This is a genomic window from Massilia pseudoviolaceinigra, from assembly GCF_030846505.1.
In the GTDB taxonomy this organism is placed as follows: Bacteria; Pseudomonadota; Gammaproteobacteria; order Burkholderiales; family Burkholderiaceae_D; genus Telluria_A; species Telluria_A violaceinigra.
Map to the genome: position 1 here is coordinate 85,707 of NZ_JAVCWL010000018.1, position 14,583 is coordinate 100,289.

Genomic DNA, 14,583 nt, shown 5'->3' on the forward strand with positions numbered 1-14,583 from the left:
TGTGGCGGTAAGACTTATCCGGCCGAGCTTGCTGCAACCAACTCTTAGTCGAAGGTTGGCGTCTCGACGCCGAGGATCTTGTGCAGTTTCGGCGATGTCGTCGTGTACTGCATGTGGATCTTCTTGTCCGGGAAGATGTAAGGCGCCGCGCCGAAGGCAGCCAGCGCCGCTTCGTGGAAGCCCGACAGGATCAGCTTCTTCTTGCCCGGATAGGTGTTGATGTCGCCCACCGCAAAGATGCCCGGCACGTTGGTTTCGAACTTCTCGGTGTTCTGCACCTTGAGCTGGCGGCGCTCGATGTCCAGGCCCCATTCGGCGATCGGGCCGAGCTTTGGCGACAGGCCGAAGAATACCAGCAGCATGTCGAGCGGTACGCGGCGGGTGACGCCGTCGGCGCCGGTCACTTTCACTTCGCTCAGCTTGCCGTCTTTTTCATCGAAGCCGGTGACCTGGCCGATGATCAGTTGCATTTCGTACGCTTCGCACAGCGCCTTCATCTTGGCCACCGATGCCGGCGCGGCGCGGAAGTCTTCGCGGCGGTGCAGCAGCACGACCGATTCGGCCTTGCCCACGAAGTTCAGGGCCCAGTCCAGCGCGGAGTCGCCGCCGCCGCAAATGACCAGGTTCTTGCCTTCGAACTGGCTTGGATCCTTGACGCGGTAGTGCACCTGGGTGCCGTCGAACGCTTCGATGCCGTCGACCTTGATGGTGCGCGCCTGGAACGAACCGACGCCGGCCGCGATGAAGATGGTCTTGGTGATGAACTGGGTGCCGGTCGAGGTTTCGACGTTGAAGCGGCCGTCTTCACGGCGCTGCACCACGGTCACTTCCTGGTTCAGGTGGAAGGTTGGCTCGAACGGCTCGATCTGCTTGAGCAGGTTGTCGGTCAGTTCCTGGCCGGTGCACACCGGCACGGCCGGGATGTCGTAGATCGGCTTGTCGGGATACAGTTCAACGCACTGTCCGCCCACGGCCGGCAGCGAATCGATCACATGGGCTTTAATTTCCAGCAAGCCGAGCTCGAACACCTGGAACAATCCGACCGGGCCTGCGCCGATGATCACGGCATCGGTATCGATGGCGCCGGCAAAGGAACTATTGGCAGCCAGGCTGCCTGCTTCATGGTTGGCGATGATAGTCATGCGCTTACTTCCTGTTGATTTTGGGGTAGGGTGCAGCTTGCAGCAGTGCATGGAGCGTTGCTGCGAATGGCCGACAGTGTGCCACGATGGAGACGATCTTGCTGGCGCGAACCTGAAATGCCGGGCCGCGAGGGCGGTCCGGCAGGGCTGCTGGCTGGCTTAACGGATCAGCTGATCGATCTTGTCCTTGACGTCTTTCCACTGCTCCGCTTCGGGCAGCGCCGGTTTGGTCTTGGTGATGGAGGGCCAGGCGCGCGCCAGTTCAACGTTGATCTTGATGAACTGCTGCTGATCGGCCGGCACATCTTCTTCCGCGTAGATGGCGTTGACGGGACATTCGGCCACGCAGACGGCGCAATCGATGCATTCGTCCGGATCGATCGTCAGAAAATTCGGGCCTTCCCGGAAACAATCTACCGGGCATACATCGACGCAATCGGTGTAACGACAGCTGATGCACGATTCGGTGACAACGTGGGTCATAACAGTCCTATCAGTGAAAAGGGTGCTGCGGGCCGGTGGCGAGGGGCATACGCCGACCATAGCAAAGCACTGTATTTTAAGGCAATTCGCTTATTCCTACAATTCAGGCTTATACACAATCCACATAAGCAAATGCGCCGTTGCACCCGCACACACGGGCTTTTTTGCTCAAAAACCAAGACTTGTTTTCTTGCCACCCAAGCGAGCTGAACAGAAATGGTCGCCCTGATAACGGTGCGCGGGTTTGATGCAGCGCAAGGTGCGCACCAAATTGCGTTACAGCAGGAACATGATCATCGCCATGATGGTCGGCGGCAGCGCGCCCGCCAGCAATCCGGCCACGCCGATCGATTCATCCTCGAAGCCATCGCGCACCAGGGCCGCGCCCGCCGGATTGGGGGCGTTGGCGATGATGGTCAGGCCGCCGCCGGCCACCGCGCCGGCTACCAGCATGTACTTGGCCTGGTCGGACAAGCCGACGATCAGCGAGCCCAGATAGGTGAGGGCGGCATTGTCGGTGATTGCGGTGAGAAAGGTGGCGCCGAAAAACAGCGCGGTCGGGCCCAGGCTGGACACGATCGGCTGCAGCCACCACTGCTGCATGCCGCCCAGCACCACCAGCCCGGCCAGGAAGAATCCGACCAGCAAGCCTTCCTTGAGGATCAGGGGATTCTGGTATTTTTCGTAGGCGTGGGTAAAGCCGATGAAGAACATGAACAGGCCCATGAAGATGACCGGATGGTGCGCAAAGCCTACCACGGCGGCCAGGAAGGCCAGGTGGATCGCGCTCACCAGCAGCGGTACCTTGAGGGCGCCCGGCGCCGGCGCGGGCGCGTCGACGATGTGCTTGCGCAGCATGACGGTCACGACGGTGGCGTTGATGAGCACGGCGATGGCGGCGCGCCAGCCGAAGGTTGACGCCATGAACGCGCTATCCCAGTTCCAGGCGGAAGCGACCATCAGCACCGGCGGCGCGGCGAACGAGGTGAGCGTGCCCCCGATCGACACATTGACGAAAAGCACGCCGAGGGCGGCGTACTTGAGCCACTCCGGCATATCCTTGCGAAAGATTTGCGGCGCCAGCATGAGCGCGGCCAGGGTCATGGCGGCCGGTTCCGTGATGAGCGAGCCGATGAGCGGCACCAGCGCCAGGCACAGCCACACGTTGACCACGGGCGTGCGCAGCGGCACCAGGCGGGCAAGGGTGGCGATGACGGCGCGGATCGCTTCGAGCACCGGCTTGGACGCCGCCACCACCATGATCACGAATACGAACAGCGGTTCGGTGTACGTGCGCGATTCGGCGTAGGCGATGGCTTCCTTGCCGCCGACCATGAAGGCCATGGCCACGATCAGGATCAGTGCCCACAGGCCAAACACGACCTCGACCTCGCCGAAGAAATGGAACAGCCCGGCGTGACGCGGATAGCGGTCGGCCAGGCGTTCGAAACTCTTGGCGGCAAAGGTGTGCGCCAGGGCGAGTCCGAACAGGATCGCGGCGATGAGTTGCATGTCGCTCATGGGATTCCAATAAAAAGTAGCCGAAAAGTATTATAGAGCGAGTATCGGGCGGGAGGCGGGTGGCGGGACCGAACTAGGCGTGCCGAGCTCAACAAGGTATCATGTGCGCGAAAAACACAACAAGGAAAGTCATGGCTGACATCAGCATCGTTCAGGAACACTGCCTGACACCGAACAAGGCGCGCGAAGCGGCCCAGAAAGTGGCCGACAAGATTGCCGCCGAATATGGGCTCGAATGTGCGTGGCAGGGCGACGTGCTCCATTTCGAGCGCAGCGGCGTGCACGGATCGCTGGCCGTGGAAGCGCAGCAGGTCGAGATGAATATCAGGCTGGGGTTCTTGATGAGTGCGTTCGCGCCGGCGATCGAAGCGAAGGTGACGGAAAAGATGAAGGCGGTATTCGGCGCAGCCTGAAGCGGCCGCGCCGTGGTGTTACAGGGGCTGGATCAGCCCTTCAATTCTTCGATCAGGTCCACGTACTGCTGCATGGCGTCGTCCTTGGACGTGCCCTTGAAACCATCCCACGCATCGTATTTGGCGCGCCCGACCATGTCGGTGAAGCCTGGACGGTTACCGTCGGTATCGCCCACGGCAGCCTGCTTGTACAGGGCGTAGATCTTCAGCAGCGTCATGTTATCGGGCCGTTCCGGCAGATTCTTGGAATCGGCCAAGGCCTGGTCAAACTGTTCCTGCAAGCTCATCGTATCTCCTGGGGTGGCTGAAATTAGTGACGAGAATCTTAGCGCAAGTTACACGCCATCAGCCGGAAAAGCGCAAGAGATTAGAGGGGATGCTCAGCTTGACTAGTCCTTCCCCTCCGCCTCGGCCTTCGCCTTAGCCGCCTTTTCCTCATCGCTGTCGCGGAACGGATAGGTAGCCACCTTCACGGCGCCCTTGGTCACCGCGACCCCGGTACTGACCGCCGCCGAGCCGACCGCCACGCCGGCGCTGACCACCGCGCCGGTCACCGCAACGACCGCGCAGCCGCTCGACAGGGTAACGGCCAGCAAGGCCACTGCGCAGCGCAGGGCGCCCATCGACATGCTTAAACCTTGAGCAGTTCGACGTCGAAAATCAGCGTGGCGTTCGGCGGAATCACGCCGCCCGCGCCGCGCGCGCCGTAACCGAGGCTCGCCGGGATCGTCAGGCGCCGCGCGCCGCCAACCTTCATACCTTGCACGCCTTCATCCCAGCCGCGGATGACCTGGCCGGCGCCCAGCGAAAACTGGAACGGGTCGTTGCGGTCCTTGCTGGAATCGAACTTGGCGCCGGCGGTGCCGTCGTCGTTGCGCAGCCAGCCGGTGTAATGCACGGTGACGTGCTGGCCGGCTTGCGCTTCGGCGCCTTCGCCGACGGTGGTGTCTTCGTACTGGAGGCCGGAATCGGTAGTGATAGTGGACATGGTTTTCCTTGTTAATCGGTGTGATTGGCGATTGTAGTGCATGACGTGTCAAAGCGCTATTGACGCCAGCCCCGTACGCGCCCAAAGCGCGCTACACTGCGTGGACTTTTTGACTACATCCGGCCGCTTTCCATGACCAACACCCCCTGGCGCCCCGTCGCCACCGCCTACCGCCGCGCCCTCATCTCGCAGGCCAACCCGAAGATGCTGCTGCTGACGGTGATTCCCTTCGTGCTGTCGGTGGTGCTGTGGGCCGTGCTGCTGGCCTTCGGCTTCCAGCCGCTGCTCGATTACGTCCAGACCCTGTTCCAGGACAACGACTGGTTCAAGACCAGCAGCGGCATGCTCGGTTCCTTCGGCATGAGCGCGCTGAAAACCATGATCGTGCCGCTGATCGCCATGCTCCTGCTGCTGCCGCTGATGATCCTGACCGCGATCGTGTTCATGGGCGTGGCCGCCATGCCGCCCATCACGCGGCACGTCGCCGCGCGCCACTTCAGCACCCTCGAAGCGAAGCACGGCGGCAGCTTCGTGGCCAGCATCGCCATCAACGTCAGCAGCGCCGTGCTGTTCCTGGTGGTCTGGATACTGACCCTGCCGCTGTATGTCTTCCCGCCGCTGGCGGTGCTGGTGCAGGTGGTGCTGTGGGGCTGGCTGACCTCGCGCGTGATGGTCTACGACGCCCTGGAAGACTACGCCAGCGCCGAGGAGCTGAAGGAGCTGCGGCGCCGCCACCGCCCGCAGCTGGCCTTCATCGGCATGATTTCGGGCTTCATCGGCGCCTTGCCGGGCATCGTCTGGATCGGCGGGGCGCTCATGTCGGTGCTGCTGTTCCCCTTCCTTGCGGCGATCTCGATCTGGCTGTATGTGCTCATCTTCGTATTTACCGCGCTGTGGTTCCAGTACTACTGCATGCAGGCGCTGGCCGAGCTGCGCGCCGGGCAGGAGGCGCCGCTGGCCGTCGCCCCCGAGGCGGCGCCCCCTGCCTGACGCGCTTTCATGGCACACTGATCACTTTTGCAACAACGGAGAAACACATGGCCATCGGTTTGATCATCATCGGCGATGAAATCTTGTCGGGCAAGCGGCGCGACCAGCACTTTCCCAAGGTGCTCGAGCTGCTCGCCGAGCGCGGCCTCAAGCTGGACTGGGCCGAGTACCTGGGCGATGATCCGGCGCGCATCGTCGCCACCCTGAAACGCACCATCGCCAGCGGCGACATCGTGTTTTCGTGCGGCGGCATCGGTGCCACGCCGGACGACCACACGCGCCAGTGCGCCGCCACGGCGCTTGGCGTGCCGCTGGTGCTGCATGCGCAGGGACGGGCCAACATCGAAGAGCGCATCGGCGACATGGCGCGCGACGCCGGCACCACGGCCGACCTCAATTCACCGGAAAACCTGCACCGCCTCAAAATGGCCGAGTTCCCGCAAGGGGCGTCGCTGATCCCCAACGCCTACAACAAGATCGCCGGTTTCACGGTCGGCACCCATCACTTCGTGCCCGGCTTTCCGGTCATGGCCTGGCCGATGATCGCCTGGGTGCTCGATAACTGCTACAGCCACCTGTTCAACCGCCAGCCGCACAGCGAACAGTCGGTGCTGGTGTACGGTTCGATGGAGTCGACCCTCAATCCGCTGATGGAAGCGCTCGAAGCCGACTACGCTCCGGTCAAGGTCTTCAGCCTGCCGAGCGTGGGCGACGCAATCACGCGCGGCCACATCGAACTGGGCGTCAAGGGCGAGCCTTCCCTGACCGCGTCGGCCTTCGCCGACATGTGCGCGCAGCTCACCGGCATGCGGATCGAATTCGCCCCGTGCGTCACCTCGTGCGACGCGCCCGTGTGACCGGCGTGTGACGCCTTTTGTGGCAGTGCTTTTGCACGGCGCGCTGAGCCGTTGTTTTTTTGCGAAAAACAAACGGCCAGATCAAGTTTTCTTGAACATGCCTTCGCCACGGTCACCCGATGTGGTGGAATGGTGACCGTGCATCACTCCGATCTCGCGTGAGATTTGAGTGAGAATTTAACGAGTGAATTTTTAACACCACAGGAATGCGATTGACCACCCGATCACACGAAGCGACCCGTTGCACGATGGCGAAGGTTGATGCGGTGATTGCAGGGACGATTGATTTGAACCGGTTGAGCCATCATGGAAAGTAATCGTCGTTTTCGACGGCCCCGCATCGTCGCCAGCGCGGTGCGCAAATTGCGCGCCCGCGCAGCGTTGATCCAACTCGGCCAGGTGCCGCCCGAGCCGGATGACGGCACGGCGGCGCAGCCTCCCCACCTTTCCCTCGTTCCCGACGGCGCCGCCGGCGCATCCGACACGTACACCGATACCGATACTGACACCGATACCTTGCCCAATTCCGAAACCGAAACCGAAACCGAGCCGCAAGGCACCCCGCCGCGCCGCCGCAGCCGCGTCAAACTGGTCCTGTGGCTGCTGATATTGGTCTTGCTGGGCGCCGGCGTCTGGTGGGTGCTCGATGAAGTGCGCACCTCGTCGATGCAGGCCAAGTACTTTGCCGGCATCGCCAAAAAGATCAGCTACAAGGTCGAGAAGGGCCCGAGCACCAATATCCGCTTCCCGCACGACAGCCCGTACGACGAGCGGCTCGGCTATGCCAACATGCCCGACTACCTGGCCAAGCTCAAGTCGCGCGACTTCATGATCGATTCGCAGGCGCGCCTGTCGCCCAAGATGGTGGAGCTGGCCGACCAGGGCCTGTTCGCGACCTACCGCGAAAAGACCAAGGTCGGCCTCGAAATTCTCGACTGCCGCAGCGAACCGCTGTTTTTGGCGCGCTACCCGGAGCGCTTCTACGAGAAGTTCGACGATGCGCCGTCCTCGCTCGTCAAGAGCCTGCTGTTCATCGAAAACCGCGAACTGCTCGACCCGACCTACCCGAAACGCAATCCCGCCGTCGAGTGGGACCGCTTCAGCAAGGCCGTCTTCGACAAGTCGCTGCACGTGTTCAGCGGCGGCGACAAGCGCTCGGCCGGCGGCAGCACGCTGGCCACCCAGATCGAAAAATACCGCCATTCGCCGGACGGGCGCACCAATTCGCTGTCGGAAAAGGCGCGCCAGATGGTTTCGGCCACCTTGCGCGCCTACCAGTACGGCGAAGACACCACGCGCGCCCGGCGCCAGATCGTCATCGACTACCTCAACACGGTGCCGCTGTCGGCCAAGCCAGGCTACGGGGAAGTGAACGGCATCGGCGACGGCATGTGGGTCTGGTACGGACGCGATTTCGCGGCCATGAACAAGGTACTGAAAGAAGATCCGCAGTCGCCTGAAGCGGTGCTGGTGTACAAACAGGCGCTGTCGCTGATGATCGCCCAGCGCCGTCCTGCCCACTACCTGGGCGCCGGCGCCAACGACCTCGAAAACCTGACCAACACCCACTTGCGCGTGCTGGCCCAGGCCGGCGTGATCACGCCGCAGCTGCGCGACGCCGCACTGGCCGTCAAGCTCGAACCAGCCAAGGGTTCCGGCGTGGCGCCGCCGGCGGCCAATGCCTTTGTATCGCGCAAGGCATCGAATGCGGTGCGTACCCACCTGGCCGGATTGCTGGGCGATTCGCGCCTGTATAACCTGGACCGCCTCGACCTGTCCGTGGTCAGCACGCTCGACTCCGAAGCGCAAAAGGCCGTCACCGCCATGCTGCGCAAGCTGCGCGACGCCGAATCGGCCCAGGAGGCCGGCCTGACCGGCAAGGGCATGCTGGGCAATGGCGACCCGGCCAACGTGGTCTACAGCTTCACGCTCATGGAACGCGGCGAGAAAGCCAACTACCTGCGCGTGCAGACCGATAACTACGACCAGCCGCTCGACATCAACGAAGGCGCCAAGCTCGATCTGGGCTCCACCGCCAAACTGCGCACCCTGGTGACCTACATGGACATCGTCGACCAGCTGTACCAGCGCTTCAACGGCATGAGCGCCGAGGAACTGCGCAAGACCGTGGTCGATCCGAAGGACCGGCTCTCGCAATGGGCGATTGAATACTTTCTGACGCTGCCGTCGGGCGCGGCGCGCGACCTGCCGGCCATGCTGGAAGCGGCGATCGAACGCAAGTACTCGGGCAGCCCGGCCGAAGGCTTCTTCACCGGCGGCGGCATGCACACCTTCGGCAACTTCAGCAAGCTCGATAACTCGCGCATCCTGAGCGTGCGCGAAGCGTTGCGCAGCTCGACCAACCTGGTGTTCGTGCGCCTGATGCGCGACGTGGTGCGCTACTACATGTTCCAGCTGCCCGGTTCCTCGGCGGCGCTGCTGGCCGATTCCGACGATCCGCGCCGCGCCGAATACCTGGCCCGCTTCGCCGACCGCGAAGGGCGCGAGTTCCTCGGCCGCTTCTATAACAAGTACAAGGGCAAGAACGCGGCCGACGCTGAAAAAGTGCTGCTGGCGAGCTTCCGTCCGACTCCGACCCGGCTGGCCAACGTGCACCGCACGATCGCCCCGAACGCCACGCTGGCCCAGTTTACGGCCTTCGTGAAGGACAACCTGGTATCGGCCAATGAAGTGCCGGACGAGCGCATCGCGCGCATGTACGACCAGTATGCGCCGGCCAACATGTCGCTGGCCGACCGCGGCTACCTGGCCACCATCCACCCGCTCGAACTGTGGCTGGTCGGTTACTTCCGCGCCAATCCGAACGCCACGTACTCCGACATGGTGGCGGCCAGCGCCAAGCAGCGCCAGGAAGTCTATTCCTGGCTGTTCAACACGCACCGCAAGCATGCGCAGGACCGCCGCATTGCCGGGCTGCTGGAAGTCGAAGCGTTCCTGAAGATCCATGCGCAGTGGAAGAAGATGGGTTATCCGTTCGATTCGCTGGTGCCGTCGTACGCGACCACCTTGGGTGCGTCGGCCGACCGTCCGGCGTCGCTGGCCGAGATGATGGGCATTATCGTCAACAAGGGCGTGCGCAAACCGGTGCAGCGCATCGACTCGCTGCACTTTGCCGCGGATACGCCGTACGAAACGCTGGTCAAGCAGGCCAAGAGCGCGCCGGGCGAGCAGATTCTGGCGCCGGAAGTGGCGCGCGCGGTCGCCGATGCGATTCGCGGCGTGGTATCGGACGGTACCGCCAAGCGCGTCAAGACCGCCTTCAAGATGGCTGACGGCAGCATCATCGCCGTGGGCGGCAAGACCGGTACGGGCGACCAGCGCTTCGAGGTGTATGGCGGTGGTGGGCGGCTGATCGAATCGCGTTACGTGAACCGCTCGGCGACGTTTGTCTTCAACATCGGCGAACGCTTTTTCGGCAGCATGACGGCGTATGTGCACGGACCGTCGTCGGCCGACTACGACTTCACCAGCGCCTTGCCGGTGCAGTTGCTGACGGTGCTGGCGCCCGCCCTGATGCCGATGATCGAGCCGCCGGCTGACAGCACGGCCAAGCAGTGCGTGCGTTGATGGCGGCTGCGCTCCATGTTCCATGTTCCATGGTAGTTGAGGGCCAAGCCGATCACGGGTTAGTGCCGCCAAACTAAGAACCGTCTTTCCCGCGAAGGCGGGAATCCAATTTTGTCGAGCCGCTTATGGCTGCAGCAAGAACTTGGATTCCCGCCTTCGCGGGAAAGACGGTTTTTAGGTTAACGGTAGAGGTAGAGCCGAGGACGGCGGATGCAGGCCGTCGGCCATGGCCTGGACTGATTGCCCTTGCATGTTCGTGTGAATGTTGGCATCGTACCGAACCATGAAACCTTTGCAACGTGCGATGTCCAAAATCCGGAAGTTTACCCAGTTCTCGTTTCGCGACCTGGTAGCCACCGCCGGCCCCACCGTCCTTACCATCGTCGCGCTGTGCGCGCTCGCCTACTTCCTCGTCGATCCCTCGCCGCCGCGCAAGGTCACGCTCGGCACCGGCCAGGAAAACAGCGCTTACGAGGAATTCGGCAAGAAATACGCGGCCAGATTGGGCAAGCACGGCATCGAGGTCACCTTGCAGCGCTCCCTCGGTTCGCAGGACAACCTGCAGCACCTCAACGAAGGCAAGGTCGATATCGCTTTTGTCCAGAGCGGGTCGACCGAGCAGGCCGAAGCCCAACGCAAGGGACTGGTCTCGATCGGCAGCCTGTTCACCGAACCGGTCTGGCTGTTCCTGCGCGAGGATGCCAAGGTTACCCAGATCGCGCAGCTCAAGGGCTTGAAAATCAACCTCGGACCGGAAGGCAGCGGCGTACCGAAGCTGTTTCGCCAGGTTCTGGCGCTGAACGGCGTCGAGCCGGGCGACCTGACCATCGGTGCGCTGGAAAACACGCCGGGCACGGTGGAGCTGCTCGAAGGACGCATCGATGGCCTCGTGTTCAGCTCCGGCCCGGATGCGCCGCTGGTGCAGATGCTGCTGCAAACACCGGGCTTCAAACTGTTCGATTTCACGCAGGCCGAGGCGTATTCGCGGCGCCTGCCGTTCGTCTCGCACGTGGTGCTGCCGCGCGGGATTGTCGATGTCGGGCGCGATTTGCCGGCCCAGGACTATCACCTGATCGCGCCAACGGCGACGCTGGTGGCGCGCGAGGATTTGCATCCGGCGCTGATCGACCTGTACGTGCAGGCAGCGAGCGAGATTCATGGCGGAACAGGCTGGTTCCAGCAGCAGGGACAGTTCCCCTCGGCGCGCTATACCGAAATTCCCGTAGCGCGCGAAGCGGCCAAGTTCTACAAGGATGGCGCGCCGCTGCTTCAGCGCTACATGAGCTTCTGGCTGGCCAATTTCTTCGACCGGATGTGGGTCGTGGTGGTGGCGCTGGCGGCGCTGGTGCTGCCCTTGTCGAAGGTGGTGCCGCCCTTGTACGTGTGGCGCATCCGCTCGCGCGTGTACCGCTGGTACGGGCAGCTGCGTACGGTGGAGCAGGAACTGGAGGCGGCCCAGGGACCGCAGCGCGCCGAAGTTTGCTCCGGGCTGTTGAAACGCCTGGATGAAATAGAGGAAATGGTGAACCAGATTTCGATTCCGCTGGCGTTCGCCGATGGCTTGTATGGGCTGCGTAGCCATATCAATTTCGTGCGGCAGCGGGTGAAGAACGCCGTGGCCGATGATCAAGCCCGCGCTGCCGAACCTGCGCCGGGCGCCCTCGCGTAACGCGGGAAGCCGGTTTGCCGTATAACGAATGAAGCGAGGAGGCTGGCGATGGGCATCGACAAACAGAGAATGTGGCTCGCGTTCCTTACGGCGCCCTTGTTGCCAGGGCTGCTGCTTTCAATCACATTGAACGCACGCGACGGGGCAGTGACCGGGGCTATTTTTCTAGGTTCGGTTGTATTCTGTCATTTGCCATCCTTGCTATTCGGACTGCCACTCGTTTTATACCTCGAGTCCCGAAAGAAGCTGTATATGTCAAACCTGATCCTGCCCGGCGCATGTGTGGGCATCCTGGTTTTTCACCTTTTCCTGGCGTACGTAGTAGATTTTTACGGGGGCGCTGATCACACGTACACGTACAGGTTCTCGTGGTTCTCATGGCTAGCGGGAGGTGGACTGGGGATAGTGATCACCATCCTGTTTAGTGTGATTGCAGGGTATCCGGCCGCGAGAATGTTTGACCGGCCCGATAGAAAATGAGCCAGTCGCCGGATCGGTCGCAATACTATGTCGATGGTCCGCCGGTCTCCAGCACAGCAGCCGGCGCCACCGGCGCGCTGGCGCCGGGTTGGTGAGCCGTCAGGAAATCATGCTCCCAACCACGGCAAGCCCGCCTTGCACCATCCACCGACCGTCTTGCGGTGACCTTCCGCATCCTTGTCGCCCTCGAAGCCTTCCAAAATATCGAACGACTGCGTGTACCCATGCTCCGTCGCCACGCGCGCGGCGTGACGCGACCTGACGCCCGAGCGGCACAAAAACAGCAGCACTTCGTCCTTCTGCGCCACCGCTTCCAGCTGTTGCACGAAATCGGGATTGGGTGCGCCGTCCGGCCAGGTGCTCCACTGTACCGCGCAGTGCTGCTGCGCCGCAATGGCGACCTTGCCGACCCACGCGCGCTCGGCGTCGGTGCGCACGTCGACCAGCCGCACGCGCGCTTCGCTTTGCAGCAGTTCCCACGCTTCCTGCGGCGTCACCGCTCCTGCATACGGTTGGCCGGGCGCGCGGGTGCGGGCGGCGGCAAGCAGGGTATCGGCGTTACTCATGGCATATTCCTCGGTCAAGTTTGCGATTATTATATGAGCGGCGCACCACGGCGCGGCATTTTTACCTTTTCGGTGCATGATGCATCAACTTGGTGCAATCCGAAAGATTCGCACCAAGGCGGTGCACTTGCGTTCAGGCGCCCGACCCGGCGCCGCGGCAGGGACTCCGGAGTTTAGTGATATTTGGCAGCATTTTCAACGCTGCTGTGCCATTCGGTCCGCATGGTCCGGCTGGCACGCTTTCTGCTATGATCCCTGTGAGTTTTGCCGCCGAGGTGGCAACCCCCCATTTATATTAGGAGAGATACGCATGGCAATGACGGCCGCAGAAGTCTTGGAAATGGTTAAAGAGAAGCACGTTCGCTTTGTGGACTTTCGCTTCGCCGACACGCGTGGCAAAGAGCAGCACGTAACGGTTCCGGTATCGCACTTCGATCTCGACAAATTTGAATCGGGCCACGCTTTCGACGGCTCGTCGATCGCCGGCTGGAAGGGCATCGAAGCGTCCGACATGCTGCTCATGCCAGACCCGAACACGGCCAACATCGATCCGTTCATGGAAGAAGTCACGCTGTTCATGCAGTGCGACGTCATCGAGCCAGCCGACGGCAAGGGCTACGACCGCGATCCGCGTTCGATCGCCAAGCGCGCCGAAGCCTACCTCAAGTCGACCGGCATCGGCGACACCGCCTACTTCGGCCCTGAGCCGGAATTCTTCATCTTCGACAGCGTGCGCTGGAAGATCGACATGTCGGGCTGCTTCGTCAAGATCGATTCGGATGAATCGTCGTGGGCGACCGATGCCAAGACCGAAGGCGGCAACAGCGGCCACCGTCCTACCGTCAAGGGCGGTTACTTCCCGGTGCCACCAGTCGATTCGTTCCAGGACATGCGCTCGGAAATGTGCCTCATCCTCGAAGAACTGGGCATCCCGGTCGAAGTGCACCACCACGAAGTGGCCGGCGCCGGCCAGAATGAAATCGGCACCAGGTTCTCGACGCTGGTCGAGCGCGCCGACTGGACCCAGAACCTGAAATACGTGGTCTGGAACGTGGCCCACAGCTATGGCAAGACCGCTACCTTCATGCCGAAACCGATCGTTGGCGACAACGGCTCGGGCATGCACGTGCACCAGTCGATCTGGAAAGACGGCAAGAACCTGTTCGCCGGCGACGGCTATGCCGGCCTGTCGGAAGATGCGCTGTTCTACATCGGCGGCATCATCAAGCACGCCAAGGCACTGAACGCGATCACCAACCCGGGCACCAACTCGTACAAGCGCCTGGTGCCGGGCTACGAAGCGCCGGTCAAGCTGGCTTACTCGGCCAAGAACCGTTCGGCCTCGATCCGCATCCCGCACGTGGCGAACCCGAAAGGCCGCCGCATCGAGACCCGCTTCCCGGATCCGCTGGCCAACGTGTACCTGTGCTTCGCCGCGCTGCTGATGGCTGGCCTGGACGGTATCGCCAACAAGATCCATCCGGGCGAAGCAGCGTCGAAAGACCTGTACCACCTGCCGCCGGAAGAAGACGCGCTGATCCCGACGGTATGCGCCTCGCTCGAAGAAGCGCTCGATAACCTGAACAAGGACCGCGAGTTCCTGACACGCGGTGGTGTTTTCAGCAACAGCATGATCGATGCCTACATCGAACTGAAAATGCAGGACGTGCAGCGCATGCGCATGACCACGCACCCGGCCGAGTTCGACATGTACTACTCGCTGTAATTGTTTTTGGTTGGCAATCATTGCCAACGTGCAGCATCTATGGCCGGGGAGACATCAAAACGTATCTCTCCGGTACAAAAACGCGAGGAAGGCCAAGGCTTTCCTCGCGTTTTTCATTGGATGTTGTATATTCGGTTGAATCTAATTACTCCACGGAATT

13 protein-coding genes are annotated in these 14,583 nt (G+C 62.2%); 6 read left to right on the forward strand and 7 right to left on the reverse strand.

What is annotated here, in order from left to right; translation table 11 throughout:
* Window positions 1-44: 44 nt before the first annotated feature.
* From RBA40_RS18585 to RBA40_RS18595, 3 genes are all read right to left on the reverse strand, one after another.
* Window positions 45-1,142, reverse strand: a complete 1,098-nt coding sequence (locus RBA40_RS18585; RefSeq protein ID WP_306649253.1) for an NAD(P)/FAD-dependent oxidoreductase — start codon at window positions 1,140-1,142, stop codon at window positions 45-47.
* Between the two features lie 159 nt (window positions 1,143-1,301).
* Window positions 1,302-1,625, reverse strand: a complete 324-nt coding sequence (gene fdxA, locus RBA40_RS18590; RefSeq protein ID WP_099874553.1) for a ferredoxin FdxA — start codon at window positions 1,623-1,625, stop codon at window positions 1,302-1,304.
* Between the two features lie 276 nt (window positions 1,626-1,901).
* Window positions 1,902-3,146, reverse strand: a complete 1,245-nt coding sequence (locus RBA40_RS18595; protein WP_306649254.1) for a putative Na+/H+ antiporter — start codon at window positions 3,144-3,146, stop codon at window positions 1,902-1,904.
* 131 nt (window positions 3,147-3,277) lie between these two features.
* Between RBA40_RS18595 and RBA40_RS18600 the strand changes: the two genes are divergently transcribed.
* Window positions 3,278-3,559 (forward strand): polyhydroxyalkanoic acid system family protein, encoded by a 282-nt coding sequence (locus tag RBA40_RS18600; RefSeq protein WP_099874555.1) that lies wholly within the window; start codon window positions 3,278-3,280, stop codon window positions 3,557-3,559.
* Window positions 3,560-3,591: 32 nt separating this feature from the next.
* Here RBA40_RS18600 and RBA40_RS18605 read toward each other — a convergent pair whose 3' ends face one another.
* The 3 genes from RBA40_RS18605 to RBA40_RS18615 all read right to left on the reverse strand — a co-directional run bounded on the left by RBA40_RS18605 (window position 3,592) and on the right by RBA40_RS18615 (window position 4,547).
* Window positions 3,592-3,846, reverse strand: coding sequence for an acyl-CoA-binding protein (locus RBA40_RS18605; protein WP_099874556.1), 255 nt, complete (start codon window positions 3,844-3,846; stop codon window positions 3,592-3,594).
* A gap of 102 nt (window positions 3,847-3,948) precedes the next feature.
* Window positions 3,949-4,188: a hypothetical protein gene (locus RBA40_RS18610; protein ID WP_306649255.1), complete on the reverse strand. Its 240-nt coding sequence runs from the start codon at window positions 4,186-4,188 to the stop codon at window positions 3,949-3,951.
* A 2-nt stretch (window positions 4,189-4,190) separates the two neighbouring features.
* Window positions 4,191-4,547, reverse strand: a complete 357-nt coding sequence (locus RBA40_RS18615) for an FKBP-type peptidyl-prolyl cis-trans isomerase (protein WP_306626501.1) — start codon at window positions 4,545-4,547, stop codon at window positions 4,191-4,193.
* Window positions 4,548-4,679: 132 nt separating this feature from the next.
* On the opposite strand from RBA40_RS18615, the gene RBA40_RS18620 reads away from it, so the two are divergent.
* From RBA40_RS18620 to RBA40_RS18635, 4 genes are all read left to right on the forward strand, one after another.
* On the forward strand, window positions 4,680-5,537 hold the full coding sequence (locus RBA40_RS18620) for an EI24 domain-containing protein (RefSeq protein WP_306649256.1): 858 nt from the start codon (window positions 4,680-4,682) through the stop codon (window positions 5,535-5,537).
* Between the two features lie 47 nt (window positions 5,538-5,584).
* Window positions 5,585-6,394, forward strand: coding sequence for a competence/damage-inducible protein A (locus RBA40_RS18625; RefSeq protein ID WP_306649257.1), 810 nt, complete (start codon window positions 5,585-5,587; stop codon window positions 6,392-6,394).
* 306 nt (window positions 6,395-6,700) lie between these two features.
* A complete protein-coding gene (locus RBA40_RS18630) occupies window positions 6,701-9,982 on the forward strand; it encodes a transglycosylase domain-containing protein (protein WP_306649258.1) in 3,282 nt (1,093 codons plus the stop codon).
* Between the two features lie 304 nt (window positions 9,983-10,286).
* On the forward strand, window positions 10,287-11,651 hold the full coding sequence (locus tag RBA40_RS18635) for a TAXI family TRAP transporter solute-binding subunit (RefSeq protein WP_306649259.1): 1,365 nt from the start codon (window positions 10,287-10,289) through the stop codon (window positions 11,649-11,651).
* A 587-nt stretch (window positions 11,652-12,238) separates the two neighbouring features.
* Here the strand turns inward: RBA40_RS18635 and RBA40_RS18640 are convergent.
* On the reverse strand, window positions 12,239-12,697 hold the full coding sequence (locus RBA40_RS18640) for a rhodanese-like domain-containing protein (protein WP_306649260.1): 459 nt from the start codon (window positions 12,695-12,697) through the stop codon (window positions 12,239-12,241).
* 310 nt (window positions 12,698-13,007) lie between these two features.
* Between RBA40_RS18640 and glnA the strand changes: the two genes are divergently transcribed.
* Complete coding sequence (glnA, locus tag RBA40_RS18645; protein WP_099874562.1) at window positions 13,008-14,423, forward strand: type I glutamate--ammonia ligase; 1,416 nt, start codon at window positions 13,008-13,010, stop codon at window positions 14,421-14,423.
* Window positions 14,424-14,583 lie beyond the last annotated feature (160 nt).